Source organism: Streptomyces sp. NPDC086766 (assembly GCF_044746005.1).
In the GTDB taxonomy this organism is placed as follows: domain Bacteria; phylum Actinomycetota; class Actinomycetes; order Streptomycetales; family Streptomycetaceae; genus Streptomyces.
In genome coordinates this window covers 114,453-130,087 of the sequence record NZ_JBIVBI010000017.1, presented here as the reverse complement: position 1 = coordinate 130,087, position 15,635 = coordinate 114,453, and the positions used below count along the sequence as shown (strand labels likewise).

The 15,635-nt window shown below is 72.6% G+C and carries 16 protein-coding genes; 10 read left to right on the top strand and 6 right to left on the bottom strand.

The window, feature by feature from the left end; all coding sequences use genetic code 11:
* The first annotated feature begins 25 nt into the window (after positions 1–25).
* Positions 26–1,294 carry a tyrosine--tRNA ligase gene (tyrS, locus tag ACIPM1_RS27445; protein WP_402439058.1) on the top strand — a complete coding sequence of 423 codons (1,269 nt, stop codon included), beginning with the start codon at positions 26–28 and terminating at the stop codon, positions 1,292–1,294.
* A gap of 78 nt (positions 1,295–1,372) precedes the next feature.
* On the opposite strand, the gene ACIPM1_RS27440 is transcribed toward tyrS, so the two are convergent.
* Positions 1,373–1,666, bottom strand: coding sequence for a GlsB/YeaQ/YmgE family stress response membrane protein (locus tag ACIPM1_RS27440; protein ID WP_356186626.1), 294 nt, complete (start codon positions 1,664–1,666; stop codon positions 1,373–1,375).
* 260 nt (positions 1,667–1,926) lie between these two features.
* Between ACIPM1_RS27440 and ACIPM1_RS27435 the strand changes: the two genes are divergently transcribed.
* Positions 1,927–2,325, top strand: coding sequence for a DUF3099 domain-containing protein (locus tag ACIPM1_RS27435; RefSeq protein ID WP_402439056.1), 399 nt, complete (start codon positions 1,927–1,929; stop codon positions 2,323–2,325).
* A gap of 212 nt (positions 2,326–2,537) precedes the next feature.
* On the top strand, positions 2,538–2,756 hold the full coding sequence (locus ACIPM1_RS27430; protein ID WP_356186631.1) for a hypothetical protein: 219 nt from the start codon (positions 2,538–2,540) through the stop codon (positions 2,754–2,756).
* Positions 2,757–2,831: 75 nt separating this feature from the next.
* Here ACIPM1_RS27430 and moaA read toward each other — a convergent pair whose 3' ends face one another.
* From moaA to ACIPM1_RS27415, 3 genes are all read right to left on the bottom strand, one after another.
* Complete coding sequence (gene moaA / locus ACIPM1_RS27425; RefSeq protein WP_402439054.1) at positions 2,832–3,821, bottom strand: GTP 3',8-cyclase MoaA; 990 nt, start codon at positions 3,819–3,821, stop codon at positions 2,832–2,834.
* 166 nt (positions 3,822–3,987) lie between these two features.
* Entirely contained in the window at positions 3,988–5,619 is a 1,632-nt protein-coding gene (locus tag ACIPM1_RS27420; protein ID WP_402439052.1) for a cation acetate symporter, read from the bottom strand.
* Entirely contained in the window at positions 5,616–5,972 is a 357-nt protein-coding gene (locus ACIPM1_RS27415; RefSeq protein ID WP_356186640.1) for a DUF485 domain-containing protein, read from the bottom strand. The genes ACIPM1_RS27420 and ACIPM1_RS27415 overlap by 4 nt, the downstream gene beginning before the upstream one ends.
* Before the next feature lie 248 nt (positions 5,973–6,220).
* Here ACIPM1_RS27415 and ACIPM1_RS27410 point away from each other — a divergent pair, with 248 nt between their 5' ends.
* The 4 genes from ACIPM1_RS27410 to ACIPM1_RS27395 all read left to right on the top strand — a co-directional run bounded on the left by ACIPM1_RS27410 (position 6,221) and on the right by ACIPM1_RS27395 (position 11,289).
* Positions 6,221–7,747 (top strand): S8 family serine peptidase, encoded by a 1,527-nt coding sequence (locus tag ACIPM1_RS27410; RefSeq protein WP_402439050.1) that lies wholly within the window; start codon positions 6,221–6,223, stop codon positions 7,745–7,747.
* 65 nt (positions 7,748–7,812) lie between these two features.
* Positions 7,813–9,339, top strand: a complete 1,527-nt coding sequence (locus ACIPM1_RS27405) for a S8 family serine peptidase (protein ID WP_402439048.1) — start codon at positions 7,813–7,815, stop codon at positions 9,337–9,339.
* 92 nt (positions 9,340–9,431) lie between these two features.
* The gene (locus ACIPM1_RS27400) at positions 9,432–10,889 is read left to right on the top strand and encodes a CoA transferase (protein ID WP_402439046.1); all 1,458 of its coding nucleotides are present in this window, start codon (positions 9,432–9,434) and stop codon (positions 10,887–10,889) included.
* 232 nt (positions 10,890–11,121) lie between these two features.
* A complete protein-coding gene (locus ACIPM1_RS27395) occupies positions 11,122–11,289 on the top strand; it encodes a hypothetical protein (protein ID WP_402439044.1) in 168 nt (55 codons plus the stop codon).
* Between the two features lie 109 nt (positions 11,290–11,398).
* On the opposite strand, the gene ACIPM1_RS27390 is transcribed toward ACIPM1_RS27395, so the two are convergent.
* Positions 11,399–12,445 carry a zinc-dependent alcohol dehydrogenase family protein gene (locus tag ACIPM1_RS27390; RefSeq protein ID WP_402439042.1) on the bottom strand — a complete coding sequence of 349 codons (1,047 nt, stop codon included), beginning with the start codon at positions 12,443–12,445 and terminating at the stop codon, positions 11,399–11,401.
* Positions 12,446–12,553: 108 nt separating this feature from the next.
* Complete coding sequence (locus ACIPM1_RS27385) at positions 12,554–13,261, bottom strand: VIT family protein (RefSeq protein WP_356186652.1); 708 nt, start codon at positions 13,259–13,261, stop codon at positions 12,554–12,556.
* A gap of 137 nt (positions 13,262–13,398) precedes the next feature.
* Between ACIPM1_RS27385 and ACIPM1_RS27380 the strand changes: the two genes are divergently transcribed.
* From ACIPM1_RS27380 to ACIPM1_RS27370, 3 genes are all read left to right on the top strand, one after another.
* The gene (locus ACIPM1_RS27380) at positions 13,399–14,418 is read left to right on the top strand and encodes a DEDDh family exonuclease (RefSeq protein WP_402439040.1); all 1,020 of its coding nucleotides are present in this window, start codon (positions 13,399–13,401) and stop codon (positions 14,416–14,418) included.
* A gap of 63 nt (positions 14,419–14,481) precedes the next feature.
* Complete coding sequence (locus ACIPM1_RS27375) at positions 14,482–14,715, top strand: hypothetical protein (protein WP_356186658.1); 234 nt, start codon at positions 14,482–14,484, stop codon at positions 14,713–14,715.
* A 61-nt stretch (positions 14,716–14,776) separates the two neighbouring features.
* On the top strand, positions 14,777–15,574 hold the full coding sequence (locus ACIPM1_RS27370) for an SURF1 family protein (RefSeq protein ID WP_402439038.1): 798 nt from the start codon (positions 14,777–14,779) through the stop codon (positions 15,572–15,574).
* Positions 15,575–15,635 lie beyond the last annotated feature (61 nt).

The following is a 15,635-nucleotide window of genomic DNA, read 5'->3' as shown; positions in this document are numbered from 1 at the left end:
GGATCATCGAGGAGACACGAGAACCGTGACGGACATCGTCGACGAGCTGAGGTGGCGGGGGCTGTTCTCCCTGTCCACCGACGAGGACGCTTTGCGCAAGGCGCTCGCGGACGGTCCCGTGACGTTCTATTGCGGTTTCGACCCGACGGCGCCGTCGCTGCACGTGGGGCACCTGGTGCAGGTGCTCACCGTGCGCCGGCTCCAGCAGGCCGGTCACCGGCCGCTGGCGCTGGTCGGCGGTGCCACCGGCCTGATCGGCGACCCCCGCCCCACGGCGGAGCGCACGCTGAACGACCCGGAGACGGTCGCCGGCTGGGTGGAGAAGCTGCGCCGCCAGATCGAGCCGTTCCTGTCCTTCGAGGGCGAGAACGCGGCGGTCATGGTGAACAACCTCGACTGGACGCAGAACCTGTCCGCGATCGAGTTCCTGCGCGACATCGGCAAGCACTTCCGCGTCAACAAGATGTTGACCAAGGACTCCGTCGCCCGCCGCCTGGAGTCCGACCAGGGCATCAGCTACACCGAGTTCAGCTACCAGATCCTCCAGGGCATGGACTTCCTCCAGCTCTACCGGCGCTACGGCTGCACGCTCCAGCAGGGCGGCAGCGACCAGTGGGGCAACCTGACGGCGGGCCTGGACCTGATCCACCGGCTGGAGCCGGAGGCCGAGGTGCACGCGCTGGCGACGCCGCTGATGACGAAGGCGGACGGCACCAAGTTCGGCAAGACCGAGGGCGGCGCCGTCTGGCTCGACCCGGAGATGACGACGCCGTACGCGTTCTACCAGTTCTGGCTGAACGTGGACGACCGGGACATCTCCCGCTACCTGCGCATCCTGTCCTTCCGCTCCCGCGAGGAGCTGGAGGAGCTGGAGCGGCAGACCGAGGAGCGCCCGCAGGCCCGCGCGGCCCAGCGCGCGCTCGCGGAGGAGCTGACCACGCTGGTGCACGGCGCCGACCAGACGGCCGCGGTGATCGCCGCGTCCAGGGCGCTGTTCGGCCAGGGTGAGCTGGACGGCCTCGACGAGCGGACGCTGGCGGCGGCGCTGTCCGAGGTGCCGCACATCCAGGTCGCCGAGATCGGTCCGGTCGTCGACCTGTTCGCCGAGGTCGGGCTGGTCGCCAGCAAGTCGGCCGCGCGCCGCACGGTCAAGGAGGGCGGCGCCTACGTGAACAACGTCAAGGTCGCCGCCGAGGACGAGGTCCCCGCCAAGGAGGACCTGCTGCACGACCGCTGGCTGGTGCTGCGCCGGGGCAAGAAGAACCTGGCCGCGGTCGAGGTCACCGGCGGCTGACCGGGCACGGCGACACAATGAAGGGGACGGCTCGCGCGAGCCGTCCCCTTCACCGTGTCCGCCTCGCCGTACGGCCGGCTAGGCGGTCGACTGTTCCCGCTGTTTCTTCTTGTTGCCCCACAACGCCATGTACGCCATGTCTCCGAGTGCGACGACGACGATCGCGGCGATGAGCTGGAACAGATGCCGGGTCCAGTCGATGCCGGGGGTGGCCTCGACGCCGAACGCGCGGGCGAGCGCGTTGCCGATGAGGGCGCCGATCATGCCGAAGATGGTGGTCAGCCAGAGGGGGCTGTGCTGCTTGCCGGGCAGGATCGCCTTGGCGATCAGTCCGAGCACGAATCCCACGATGATCGCCCACAACCAGCCCATGGCTGCCTCCTCGTCCGGCTCGACGTGAGCATTACGCCCAGTGTCGGCGTGTCGGCCCGGAGGCGCACTTCGCGCGGGCCATTCGGGGCGGTGTTCGTGCAGGCAGTCGCGTGGGCGGTCGCTCAGGCGGGGGCCGACCCGGTCTCGTGGGCCGCTCGGACGCGGCGTAACGTGGTGGCTGTGGCGGACCGGTGTCCGTGCCCGGTCGCGGACCGGATACGGGCCGGGCGGTGTCCGATGCGGGCGGATGGTGGAAAGCGATGCGGAAGCAGCATGGTGGCGGCAGCGCCCAGGTGTTCCGGATCACCGGAGCCCGGACGGGCCTCCAGGAGGATGTGCGCGCCCGGCAGCGCCGCTACGTCATCTCGATGTCGATCCGTACGGTGTCGGTGATCCTCGCGGTGGTCCTCTGGAGCGTCGAACGCTACGTGGCGGTCGTGGCCCTGGTGCTCGGTCTGGTGCTGCCCTACATCGCCGTGGTCGTCGCCAACGCGGGGCGCGAGCGGGCGCCGTCGCTTCCCTCGACCTTCGTGACCACGCCGATGCGGACGATGATCTCGCCCCCGCGGACGAACGACGGCTCCGCCGGGTCGGACCCGGAAGATGCGGCGGCAGACCCGGCGGCGGACGCAAGAAGGGAACCGCCCGGCGGGGCGTGAGCACGACTGACGTGCCGCAACCGGAATCCCGGCGCACGCCAAGCTCAAGAAAAGCTCAGATCAATCATGTTGTTCCGGTGCCGGGGGGCGGGTTACCCGTGACATACTTCGTACGCGCTCCGCATCCCCCGTCGGAGCGACAGACCGACGCCGGGCAGCTCCCCCCGTGGCTGCTCGGCGTCGCCTTGTTTGCGTGGCTGTGAGACGAACCTGTGACTGACGAGACCCCGATCTGCTCCGCCAAGGGCTGCCGCGCCGACGCCGTCTGGGTGCTGGCGTGGAACAACCCGAAGATCCACACGCCGGAGCGCCGCAAGACGTGGCTGGCGTGCGAGGAGCACCGGGAGCACCTGTCACAGTTCCTCGGGGTACGCGGTTTCCTCAAGGACGTCGTCACGCTGCGGGAGTGGCAGGCGGCCGAGCAGGCGTAGGGCCTGCCCGGCGGGGATTTCCCGCCCCGACTGAGGCGTCCCGCCCCGACCGAAGTGTCCCGCCCCGGCGGGGGTCTAGCCCCCGATCGCCGACATCGGGCGGTCCGGCTGGACGAAGGACGGGTCGTCCAGGCCCGCGCCCGCCTTCTTGCCCCACATGGCCAGCCGCCAGATGCGGGCGATCTCCTCGTCGGGTGCGCCGGAGCGCAGAGCGGCGCGCAGGTCGGTCTCCTCGGTGGCGAACAGACAGGTGCGCACCTGGCCGTCGGCCGTCAGGCGGGTGCGGTCGCAGGCCGCGCAGAACGGGCGGGTGACCGAGGCGATGACGCCGACCCGGTGCGGGCCGCCGTCGACGATCCAGCGCTCGGCCGGGGCGGAGCCGCGCTCCTCGGCGCCCTCCGGGGTCAGCTCGAAGCGGGTGTGCAGGGAGGCCAGGATGTCGCCCGCGGTCACCATGCCCTCGCGCTTCCAGCCGTGCTGCGCGTCCAGTGGCATCTGCTCGATGAACCGGAGCTCGTAGTCGTGCTCCACCGCCCAGGCGAGCAGGTCCGGGGCCTCGTCGTCGTTGAGGCCCGGCATGAGGACCGAGTTCACCTTCACCGGTGTCAGACCGGCCTCGCGGGCGGCCCGCAGTCCTTCCAGGACGTCCTTGTGCCGGTCCCGGCGGGTGAGCGCCTTGAAGACGTCCGGGCGCAGGGTGTCCAAGGAGACGTTGACCCGGTCCAGGCCCGCCGCCTTCAGGGCGGACGCCGTGCGTCCGAGGCCGATGCCGTTGGTCGTCAGCGAGGTCTGGGGGCGGGGGTCCAGGGCGGCGACCCGCTCCACGATGCCGACCAGGCCCGGGCGCAGCAGGGGCTCGCCGCCGGTGAAGCGGACCTCCTTGACGCCCAGCGAGGTGACCGCGACGTCGATCAGGCGGACGATCTCGTCGTCGGTGAGGAGGTCCGGCTTGGCCAGCCACTGCAGGCCCTCCTCGGGCATGCAGTAGGTGCACCGCAGGTTGCACCGGTCGGTGAGCGAGACCCTCAGGTCGGTGGCCACCCGGCCGTAGGTGTCGATGAGCACGTGGGCCCCCTCCCTCGTCGCGGAACGTCCTCCGTCAACTGCGAGCCTACGTGACGGCACCGACAACGACGGAGTCCCGATCCCACGAGCCGGGACGCGGCCACGTCGTAGGGACCTACGACGTGGCCGCGGCACCGTCGTGCTCAGCGCGGCTCCGTGGTCGTGCTCAGTGCGCTCCCGTGCCGGTCAGGGACCGCACCTCCAGTTCCGCGTACTTGGCCGCGTCCGGTGTCTCCTTGGACAGCAGGGTCCCGACGACGCCGAGCAGGAAGCCGACCGGGATGGAGATGATGCCCGGGTTCTCCAGCGGGAACCAGTGGAAGTCGACGTCCGGGAACATCGAGGTCGGCTTGCCCGACACCACCGGGGAGAACAGCACCAGGCCGACCGCGGTGACCAGGCCGCCGTAGATCGACCACAGGGCGCCGGAGGTGGTGAACCGCTTCCAGAAGAGGCTGTAGAGGATGGTCGGCAGGTTGGCGGAGGCGGCGACCGCGAAGGCGAGGGCCACCAGGCCGGCCACGTTGAGGTCGCGGGCCAGGGCGCCCAGGACGATCGACACCGCGCCGATGCCGACGGTCGCCCAGCGGGCCGCGCCCAGTTCCTGCTTCTCGGTGGCCGCGCCCTTCTTGATGACGTTGGCGTAGATGTCGTGGGCGAACGACGAGGACGAGGCCAGGGTCAGGCCCGCGACCACCGCGAGGATGGTGGCGAAGGCGACCGCGGAGATGGTGGCGAGCAGGATGGCGCCCCAGCTGGAGTCCACGCCGCCGAGGTGCAGCGCGAGCAGCGGGGCGGCCGTGTTGCCCGCCTTGTTGGAGGCGATGATCTCGTCCGGCTTGATCAGCGCGGCGGCGCCGAAGCCGAGGGCGAGGGTCATCAGGTAGAACGCGCCGATCAGGCCGATCGCCCAGATCACCGACTTGCGGGCGGCCTTGGCCGTCGGGACCGTGTAGAAGCGGATGAGGATGTGCGGCAGGCCCGCGGTGCCGAGGACCAGGGCGATGCCGAGCGAGATGAAGTCCAGCTTGGTGGTGCCCGTCGCGCCGTACTTCAGGCCGGGCTCCAGGAAGGCCGAGCCCTTGGCGCTGTTGCCGGCCGCGCTGCCGAGCAGTTCCGAGATGTTGAAGTGGAACTTCAGCAGGACCAGGAAGGTCAGCAGCAGCGCACCCGCGATCAGCAGCACCGCCTTGACCATCTGCACCCAGGTGGTGCCCTTCATGCCGCCGATGGTGACGTACACGATCATCAGGACGCCGACCAGCGCCACGATGCCGATCTTTCCGCCGTCGCTGGTGATGCCGAGCAGCAGCGAGACCAGGACGCCGGCGCCCGCCATCTGCGCCAGCAGGTAGAAGATCGACACGACGATGGTGGAGGTGCCGGCCGCCGTGCGGACCGGGCGCTGGCGCATCCGGTACGCGAGCACGTCACCCATGGTGTAGCGGCCGGAGTTGCGCAGCGGCTCGGCGACCAGGAGCAGCGCGACCAGCCAGGCGACCAGGAAGCCTATGGAGTACAGGAAGCCGTCGTAGCCGAAGAGGGCGATGGCGCCCGCGATGCCGAGGAAGGACGCGGCGGACATGTAGTCGCCGGAGACCGCGAGTCCGTTCTGGAAACCGGTGAACTGCCGCCCGCCGGCGTAGAAGTCGGCGGCGTCCTTGGTCTGCCGGCCCGCCCAGACGGTGATGACCAGGGTCGCGGCGACGAACACCGCGAACAGGGTGATGATCAGCGGCCGGTGCTGGGTCGCCTCGCCGGCCGCGAGCGTGAGCGAGGGGGTGATCGCGGGGCTCATGCGCCGCCCTCCATCCGGGACTTGATGGCCTCGGCCTTGGGGTCGAGCTTGGCGGCGGCGTGCCGCGCGTACCACCAGGCGATGAGGAACGTGGTGAGGAACTGGGCGAGGCCCAGGACGAGCGCGACGTTGACGTTGCCGAAGAGCCGGGTGCCCATGAAGTCGCCCGCGTAGTTGGAGAGCAGCACGTACAGCAGGTACCAGGCGATGAACCCCACGGTGAGCGGGAAGGCGAACGAGCGGTGGGAGCGGCGCAGTTCGTCGAACTCCGGGCTCTCCCGCACCGCGGTGAACTCCTCGGCGGATGGGAGCGGGACCTGCGTCTTCGAGGGTGGCGGTGTCTCGGTGGCCACGGAGTCTCCTCGCGTTGCGGATGCGGTTGCGGCAGGGGGCTCGATCGTGTTCGCGCTCCCTGCCCAAGGTGCACGGCGCCGCGGGTGGAGCGGTTCAAGTCGCCTGAACGATTTTCGAACTCGTCTTTGCCAACTCATTGCTGGCCGGCGAAGCGGGGGATAGTTTCGCCTGGCACCACCCGTCATGTACCTGCCCGAGCACCACCTGTGTCTCGGGCGGTTCTGCTCCCGGATGATGTGGAGACCCCATGGCTCATCTGCGTTCCAGACGCCGGCTCGCCCTCGCCGTACCGGTCGTGCTGTCGCTGACCGCCTCGCTCGGCTTCCTTCCCTCGGCGGCGTCGGCGGCGCCCCGCGCGGAGTCCGCCGCGCAGACCGCGGACGCGCCCACCCTGGCGTACGTCGTCAACACCCGGCTCGACCACCGCACCATCGCCTCGGTGCAGAAGGCGATCGCCGAGGCCGGCGGCACCGTCGTCGTGACCTACGACCGGATCGGCGTCATCGTCGTCCACTCCGCGAACCCCGACTTCGGCCGGCAGATGCGCGCGGTGCCGGGGGTTCAGTCGGCGGGTGCCACGCGCACCGCGCCGCTGAGCCCGTCCGGTACGACGGACGAGGGCGCGGCGCAGTACCTCTCCCGGGCGGAGGCCGTGAAGGCCGAGCAGGCGTCGGCCGGCGACAGCGAGCCGCTCGAGGCCGACCAGTGGGACCTGCGGGCCATCGGCGCGGACCAGGCCGCGAAGATCAACCCGGGCAGCCGGAACGTGACCGTCGGCGTGATCGACACCGGCGTCGACGACACCCACCCCGACATCGCCCCGAACTTCTCCCCGTCGCAGTCCGCGAACTGCGTCAGCGGCAAGGCGGACACCACCTACGGCTCCTGGCGGCCGGTGGACGCCGACCACTACCACGGCACGCACGTCGCGGGCGAGATAGCCGCGGCCCGCAACGGCATCGGCGTCGCGGGTGTCGCGCCCGGCGTCAAGGTCGCCGGCATCACGGTCGCCCAGCCGGACGCGGGCCAGCTGTTCTACCCGGAGAGCGTCGTCTGCGCCTTCGTGTTCGCCGCCGACCACGGCGTGGAGATCACCAACAACAGCTACTACGTGGACCCGTGGCTCTACAACTGCCTCGACGACCCCGACCAGAGGGCCATCGTCGACGCGGTCAACCGGGCCCAGCTCTACGCGCAGGGCAAGGGCACCCTGAACGTGGCCGCGGCGGGCAACTCCAACGACGACCTGGACTCCGACGCGATCGTCGACGACTCCAGCCCCGACGACGGCACCGCGGTGACCCGGACGATCGACCCGCACAAGTGCTTCGACGTCCCGACCCAGTTGCCCGGCGTCGTCACGGTCAGCGCGGTCGGCGTCAAGGGCGCCAAGTCGTACTACTCCAGCTACGGCGACGGTGTCATCGACGTCGCCGCTCCGGGCGGCGACAAGTACCAGATCCCGGACACGCCGTCGAAGAACGGCCGCATCCTGTCCACGATGCCCAACAACCAGTACGCCTTCCTGCAGGGCACCTCGATGGCGACCCCGCACGTCGCGGCCGTGGCCGCGCTGCTGAAGTCCGCCCACCCGCAGGCGACCCCGGCCCAGCTGCAGGCGCTGCTCAAGGCCGAGGCGGACAACCCGGGCTGCCCGGCGGAGCCGTACGACGGCAACGGCGACGGCGTGGTGGACGCCACCTGCGCCGGCGGCAAGCGTGTCAACGGCTTCTACGGGTTCGGCGTCGTCAACGCGCTGCGCGCGGTCAAGTAGCCCGGCGCAGGCGGCCTTTCCGCACGGCACGCCCGCACTCGCGAACGAACTGGAGACACCATCACATGACAGCGCCTCACCCGCGCTTCCGGCGTGCCGTGGCCCTGCCTCTCGGCATGGCCATGGCGTCGGCACTCGCGTTCCTGCCGAACGTCACGGCGTCCGCGGCCCCCGCCGCGGACGCCGCGCCGGCGGCCGACGCGACCTCGCTCAGCTATGTCGTCAACGTCCGTCCCGGACACGGCGTGTCCGCCTCCGTGCGGGAGGCGATCGCACAGGCCGGCGGCACCGTCGTGACGTCGTACGACCGGATCGGCGTGATCGTCGTCCACTCCTCGAACCCGGACTTCGCCAAGGTCGTCCGCGCCGCGCGCGGGGTCGACTCGGCGGGTGCCACGCGCACCGCGCCGCTGCCCGCGCAGTCGGCCGCCGACGGCGGCACGCCCAAGGTGCTCAGCGCCGCGCAGATGGCGTCGGCCCGGGCCGGGGCGGCCGCCGGGCAGGACCCGCTGGAGCCGCTCCAGTGGGACCTGCCCGCCATCAAGGCGGACAAGGCGCACGAGAAGTCGCTCGGCAGTCCGGACGTCACCGTCGGCGTGATCGACACCGGCGTCGACGACACCCACCCCGACATCGCGCCGAACTTCGACCGGAACGCTTCGGTCGACTGTGTGTCGGGCAAGCCGGACACGGCCGACGGCGCCTGGCGTCCCAGCGCCTCGGAGAGCCCGCACGGCACCCATGTGGCCGGTGAGATCGCGGCCGCCAGGAACGGCGTCGGCGTCACCGGAGTGGCCCCGGGCGTGAAGGTGGCCGGCATCAAGGTCGGCAACCCGGACGGGTTCTTCTACACCGAGGCCGTGGTGTGCGGCTTCGTGTGGGCGGCCGAGCACGGCGTCGACGTGACCAACAACAGCTATTACACCGACCCCTGGTACTTCAACTGCACCGACGACCCGGACCAGAAGGCGCTGGTGGACGCCGTCACCCGGGCCTCGCGGTACGCGGAGAGGAAGGGCACGGTCAACGTCGCGGCGGCGGGCAACGAGAACTACGACCTCGCGTCCCGCTCGATCACCGACCCGGCCTCCCCGAACGACTCCACGCCCGGGGACCGGGTGATCGACCCGCACAAGTGCTTCGACATACCGACCCAGTTGCCGGGCGTCGTCACGGTCGCGGCGACCGGGGCCAAGGGCCTGAAGTCGTCGTTCTCCAACTACGGTCTCGGCGTCGTCGACATGGCGGCCCCGGGCGGCGACTCGACGGCGTACCAGCGGCCCGAGCCCCCGGCGACCAGCGGCCTGATCCTGGGCCCGCTGCCGGGCAACAGGTGGGGCTACATGGCCGGTACGTCGATGGCGTCCCCGCACGTCGCGGGTGTCGCCGCGCTGATCAAGTCGACGCACCCGCACGCGCCGGCCGCCGTCGTGAAGGCGCTGCTGTACGCGGAGGCGGACGCGGCGCCCTGCACGGACCCGTACGACATCAACGGCGACGGCAAGGTCGACGCGGTGTGCGAGGGCCCGAAGAACCGCAACGGCTTCTACGGCTGGGGCATCACGGACGCGCTGGCGGCGGTGACGAAGTAGGCGAGCGTCCGACGTCGTAGCGGTATGTGTGGACCCGGGTCGCAACGGCCCGGGTCCACATGTTGATTCAGTACCTACTGCATAGTACGGTCATGACTCACATCAAGTTCGCGTGGTCCGCGCTGGGCGGTGACCCCGCCCTCGCGTCCCGGGTGTCGACCGTCGAACGCCCGGGCGCGCTCGAAGCCCGACTTCCCGTACGGGAGTTGGCGCGTGCCTGCGTGGGAGTGTGCGCGCTGGCCGCCGCCGCGCTGGGCGCGCTGCGGGCCGGGCTCGCCGGGGTACCGGCGGTGCGGGTGGACGACGGGGCCGTGGCGACGGCGTTCGTCAGTGAGCGGCATCTGCTGATCGACGGGCGGGCCCCCGTCAATTTCGCGCCGCTGTCGCGGTTCTGGCGGACCGGCGACGGCTGGGTGCGCACCCACGCCAACTACCCGCACCACCGGGCGCGGCTGCTGGGCGCGCTGGGCCTGGGCGGGGACGCGTCGGTGGAGGACGTGGCGGCCCTCCTGGCCGAGCGGTCCGCACACGAGGTGGAGGACGTGGTGTACGGCGCGGGCGGCCTCGCGGTGGCGCTGCGCACGGCGCGGGAGTGGGCGGCGCACGCGCAGGGCGCGACGGTGGCCGCGCGGCCCCTCGTGGTGCGCGAGCGGCCGGACGCGGCACCGGCCCGTGTGCTCCCGCCGGTGCGGACGGCACGGACCGGGGCCGGGGCCGCGCCCATGCTGCCCGCCGCCGGACTGCGGGTGCTCGACCTGACGCGGGTCATCGCGGGGCCGGTCGCCACCCGCACGCTCGCCCTGCTCGGCGCGGAGGTACTGCGGGTGGACCCGCCGGGGCTGCCCGAACTCGCGGACCAGCACGCGGACACGGGCTTCGGGAAGCGGTCCGCCGCCGTGGACCTCGCGGCCGACCGGAAGACCTTCGAGGAACTGCTGGCCGCGGCGGACGTCGTCGTCACCGGGTACCGGCCGGGCGCCCTGGACCGGTTCGGCCTCTCCCCCGAGGCGCTGGCCGAGCGCCGGCCCGGTCTGGTCGTGGCGCAGTTGTCGGCGTGGGGCGGCGGGCCCTGGGGCGGGCGCCGGGGCTTCGACAGTCTGGTGCAGGTCGCCACCGGCATCGCCGCGATCGAGGGGTCGGACGAGCGGCCCGGCGCGCTGCCCGCGCAGGCCCTGGACCACGGCACGGGCTATCTGCTCGCGGCGGCGGTACTGCGGGCGCTGACCGAGCAGGCGCACGACGGCGGCTCCAGGGTCGTACGGCTGGCACTGGCCCGAACGGCCGCGTGGCTGACGGGCGTCGGCGCGGACGGGGCCGGAGGGGCCGGGGCGGTCACCGGCACGGGCGGCGCCGACGGGCCGGACGGAAGGGACGGGGCGGGTGCCGCGTACCGGCGTCCGGATGCCTGGCTCGGCGAGACGGACAGCGCGATCGGACGGCTCCGGTACGCCCGTTCCCCGGTCGCCTTCACCGGCGGCCCCACGGACTGGACGCGCCCACCGGGCCCCTGGGGCGCGGACGCGCCCCGCTGGCACCGGCCGAACGACTGACCACCGGAGACCGGCCCGGAGGGGCCCGGCGAGGCCCGGTCCGCCGGAGGCCTGCCCAGAGGGCCCCGGTCCGCCGGAGCCGGACCCGCCATCGGCTCCCGCCGGAGGCCGAACCCGCCAGAGCCGGCCCCCGCGGGGGCCGAGGGGGCTGACCGGCGGGAGCCAAGGCGGCGGAGGCCGAACGGCGGGAGCCGCCCTGACGGAAGCCGGCCGGGCGGAAAGCCCGATCCTCGTGGCCGCCGTCGCGCTGCTCGCCCTGTGGGCGCGCGTCCGGCTGGTCCGGTCGCCCGGCCCGCTGACCGCGTCCACCCCCGCGCGGGCGGAGGTCGCCGCCCTCGCGGCGGTGGCCGCGGTGTCGGGGCGGCCGACGGCGCTGCCGGTGCCGATCCACTGGTCCTGATCAGGCGCCGGGCACGGGCCGGTGGGCGCCGGGCGTGGACCGCTGGTGACTCAACCATGTTGAATCAACCGTTGGTCACTCAACCGGTGGTGAGCCGGCCGATGACGGCTCAGCCGTTGGTGACGAGCACCTTGAGCGCGGCGCGCTCGTCCATCGCCTTGTAGCCCTCCGGCACGCCGCCGAGGTCGACGGTCATGTCGAACACCGGCGACGGGTCGATCGTCCCGTCGAGGACGTCGGGCAGCAGCTCCGGGATGTAGGCGCGGACCGGCGCGACACCGCCGCGCAGCGCCACGTTCCGGTCGAACATGACGCCGAGGTCCACGCCGGTGCCGCTGCCGTGCGGCACGCCGACGAAGCCGACGGCGCCGCCGTCGCGGGCCACGCCGATGGCGGTGCGCATCGACTGCTCGGTGCCGACCGCCTCGACGACCGCGTGGGCGCCCTGGCCGCGGGTGAGCTCGCGGACGGCCGCCACGGCCTCGTCCCCGCGCGCGGCGACGACGTCGGTGGCGCCGAAGCGGCGCGCGATGTCGGTACGGGCCTGGTAGCGGCCGAGGGCGATGATCCGCTCGGCGCCCAGCCGCTTGGCGGCCAGCACCGCGCAGAGCCCGACGGCCCCGTCGCCGACGACGGCGACGGTGGCGCCCGGCCGGACGCCCGCGCCGAGGGCCGCGTGGTGGCCGGTGCCCAGGACGTCGGACAGCGTCAGCAGCGCCGACAGCAGGTGGTCGTCGGAGGCGGCCTCCTTCGGCAGCCGGACGAGGGTGCCGTCGGCGAAGGGCACGCGCACGGCCTCGCCCTGGCCGCCGTCGTAGCCGACGGAGCCCCAGAAGCCGCCGTGCTCGCAGGAGGTGGTCAGCCCGTCGCGGCAGTAGTCGCAGACGCCGTCGGACCACATGAAGGGCGCGACCACGAGGTCGCCGCGGCGGACGGTGCCGACGTCGCTGCCCGTGGCCTCCACCACGCCCAGGAACTCGTGCCCGATCCGCTGCCCCGGCTGCCGGGCCGCCTCGCCGCGGTACGCCCACAGGTCGCTGCCGCAGATGCAGGACCGCAGCACCCGCACCACGGCGTCGGTGGGCAGCTGCACCAGCGGCTCGGGCACCTCCTCCACCCGCATGTCGTAGGGGGCGTGGATGGTGGTGGCGCGCATGACGAAGGTCCTTCTGGTTCTCTGGCCGGGTCTCGGTCCGGGTCTCAGGCCGGGTCCCGGGCCGGGGGACTGCGCTCGGGGGATGGCCGAGCGCCCCCTCCACCGTACCTAGACCCCCGCAGCGCCCAGCAGAGCCCCCGCCGCGTACGTCACGCCCATCGCCAGGGCGCCGCCTCCCACGTTGCGCAGGACCGCGCGGCCCGGTCGCGCCGCGCCCATGCGGGCGCTGCTCCAGCCGGTGAGGACGAGGGCGGCGAGCACGGAGCCGACGGTGACGGCCAGCCGCCACGGCGCCGGGGGCAGGACGATCGCGAGCAGCGGGAGCAGGGCGCCGACGGTGAACGCCAGGAAGCTCGCCCCGGCCGCGTGCCAGGGGTTCGTCAGTTCGTCGGGGTCGATGCCGAGCTCCACGCGCGCGTGGGCGCGCAGCGCGTCCCGCGCGGTGAGCTGCTCGGCGGCCTCCGCGGCGACCTCGCGGGACAGTCCGCGCTCCTCCAACAGCCCGGTCAGCTCTTCCAGTTCCGCGTCGGGCCGCTCGCGCAGCTCGCGCTTCTCCATCGCCAGCGCGGCCCGCTCGGAGTCGCGTTGGGTCGACACCGAGACGTACTCCCCCGCGGCCATCGACATCGACCCGGCGAGCAGTCCGGCCAGACCGGCGGTCAGCAGGGCGGAGCGGGAGTCGGTCGCGCCCGCGACGCCGACCACGAGGCCCGCGGTGGACACGATGCCGTCGTTGGCGCCGAGGACCGCGGCCCGCAGCCAGTTGAGGCGGGAGCCGAGGGCGCCGTGCTCCTCTTCGTGCAGCGATTCCGTCACACGTACGAGCATCCCACCCCCGGCGTCACCGGGCCCGCACCGCCACCGGCTCGCAGCGCGAACTCTGCCCGTTTTCAGGTGATGTGCGGGCACCTGCGGGACGGGGCTGTCAGTCGGGGCCCTTATCCTCAGTGACCATGCTCGAAGACCGCACGACCGCAGCGTCCTCCCCCACATCGTGGCCGGCCGCGTATCCGCTGGGATACGCGGTCGTTGACGTGGAGACCACCGGCCTGGCCCGCGACGACCGCATCATCTCCGCGGCGGTGTACCGGCTGGACGCGCGCGGCGAGGTCGAGGACCACTGGTACACGCTGGTGAATCCGGAGCGCGACCCGGGCCCGGTGTGGATCCACGGTCTGACGAGCGAGGTGCTCGAGGGCGCGCCGCTCTTCGCGGACGTGGCCGAGGAGTTCGCCGCCCGGCTGGCGGGCCGGGTGCTCGTCGCGCACAACGCGGTCTTCGACTGGCAGATGATCGCCCGTGAGTACGCGCGGGCGCGGCGCGAGGCCCCGGTGCGGCAGCGGCTGTGCACGATCGCGCTGTCCAAGGAGCTCGGCCTGCCCCTGCCCAACCACAAGCTGGAGTCGCTGGCCGCGCACTTCGGCGTCGTACAGCAGCGTGCGCACCACGCGCTGGACGACGCGCGGGTGCTGGCGGAGGCGTTCCGGCCGAGTCTCAGGGCGGCGGCGGCAGGCGGCGTACGGCTGCCGCTGCTGGAGTGCCTGCCGCTGACGGAGTGGACGGACCGGCCCGTGCCGCGCCAGCAGACGGGCGGCTACGGCGGGTACCGGCCGGGCAGTTGGCGCGCCGCCCGCAGGAGGCCCGCCTGCCCCTACCCCAACCCGGGGCGGTACGAGGAGGGCGGGCGGCTCGTGCAGGGGATGCGGGTGGCGTTCTCCGGTGACACCTCGGTCGACCGCGAGCTGCTGGAGGACCGCGCGACCGAGGCCGGGCTGCACGTGGCGACCAGCCTGTCCCGGCTGACCAGCCTGCTCGTCACCAACGATCCGGACTCCGGGACGTCCAAGGCGGCCAGGGCCCGGCAGTACGGCACCCCGGTGGTGGACGAGGCGGCCTTCGGCCAGCTGCTGCGGGACGTCGAGCCCGCGGAGGGCGGCGGGGGCCGGCGAGGCGCGGACCGTACGGATGGGTGATTGCCGGGCGACTCGCCCGCCGCCCGCTCGCCCGCGCGGCGGTCGGCGCTCACGCTGTGCCCCATGGCGAGATGCGAAGTATGCGGCAATGACTACGGCATGACCTTCGAGGTGCACGCCCAGGGCGCGGTGCACGTCTTCGACTGCTTCTCCTGCGCGATCCACCGCATGGCACCGATCTGCGAGCACTGTCGTGTCCAGATCATCGGCCAGGGCGTCGAGGTCGAGGGCCACTTCTACTGCGGCGCCCACTGCGCCCGCGCCGAAGGGAGGGTCGGGATCGTCGACCACGCCTGAGCCCCCTCCGAGGGACACCCCTGCCGAAAACACCCCACGGCCCGAGAGGTACGGTCGTGGGGTGTACCGCTTCGTCCTGACCCGCCAGTGGGTGATCCTCACGATCGTCGCGATCGCGCTGATCCCGACGATGATCCGGCTGGGCTTCTGGCAGCTGCACCGCCACGAGCACAAGGTCGCGCTGAACCAGGTGATCGCCGACTCGCTGGCGTCCCGGCCCGTGCCGGCCGAGTCGCTGACCTCGCCCGGTGCCGAGGTGAAGCACTCGGACCTGTACCGCCGGGTCACCGCTAAGGGGCACTTCGACACCGCGGACGAAGAGGTCGTACGCCGTCGCACCAACGCGGACGGCGAGGTCGGCTACCACGTCCTGACCCCCTTCGTCCTCGACGACGGCCGGGTCCTCATGGTCAACCGGGGCTGGATCCCGGCGAACGGCGCACAGACCGCGTTCCCGAGCATCCCGGCGCCCGTGCGGGGCGAGACCACCGTCACCGGGCGTCTGATGCCGGACGAGACGACCGCGCAGAGCGGCATCAAGAACGTCAGGGGCCTGCCCGACCGCCAGGTGATGCTGATCAGCAGCGGGCAGCAGGCGCAGCGGCTCGGCAAGCAGGTCCTCGGCGGCTACGTCGAGCTGACCTCCCCCGCGCCCCGGAGCGGCGGCCCCGAACTGCTCCCCGACCCCGAGCACAACGACATCGGGCCGCACCTGGCCTACGCCATCCAGTGGTGGCTTTTCGCGGCGTGCGTCCCGGTCGGCTGGGTGATCCTGGCCCGGCGCGAGGCCAGGGAACGCGCGGAGGCGGCAGCGGAGGCCCAGCGGTCCGCCACGGACACGGAGGCGGCCGCGGTCTGACCGCCGCTTCCCCCGATCGCCACCGCGCTGATTGCCTTCTCCTCCGGCCGGGCATCCGGCA

Excerpts from the sequence above, each read along its gene's own strand:
- ACIPM1_RS27380 (WP_402439040.1), top strand. The coding sequence starts at position 13,399 with ATGCTCGAAGACCGCACGACCGCAGCGTCCTCCCCCACATCGTGGCCG.
- ACIPM1_RS27400 (WP_402439046.1), top strand. The coding sequence starts at position 9,432 with ATGACTCACATCAAGTTCGCGTGGTCCGCGCTGGGCGGTGACCCCGCC.
- ACIPM1_RS27435 (WP_402439056.1), top strand. The coding sequence starts at position 1,927 with ATGCGGAAGCAGCATGGTGGCGGCAGCGCCCAGGTGTTCCGGATCACC.
- ACIPM1_RS27375 (WP_356186658.1), top strand. The coding sequence starts at position 14,482 with ATGGCGAGATGCGAAGTATGCGGCAATGACTACGGCATGACCTTCGAG.
- ACIPM1_RS27390 (WP_402439042.1), bottom strand. The coding sequence starts at position 12,445 with ATGCGCGCCACCACCATCCACGCCCCCTACGACATGCGGGTGGAGGAG.
- ACIPM1_RS27420 (WP_402439052.1), bottom strand. The coding sequence starts at position 5,619 with ATGAGCCCCGCGATCACCCCCTCGCTCACGCTCGCGGCCGGCGAGGCG.
- ACIPM1_RS27405 (WP_402439048.1), top strand. The coding sequence starts at position 7,813 with ATGACAGCGCCTCACCCGCGCTTCCGGCGTGCCGTGGCCCTGCCTCTC.
- ACIPM1_RS27440 (WP_356186626.1), bottom strand. The coding sequence starts at position 1,666 with ATGGGCTGGTTGTGGGCGATCATCGTGGGATTCGTGCTCGGACTGATC.
- ACIPM1_RS27410 (WP_402439050.1), top strand. The coding sequence starts at position 6,221 with ATGGCTCATCTGCGTTCCAGACGCCGGCTCGCCCTCGCCGTACCGGTC.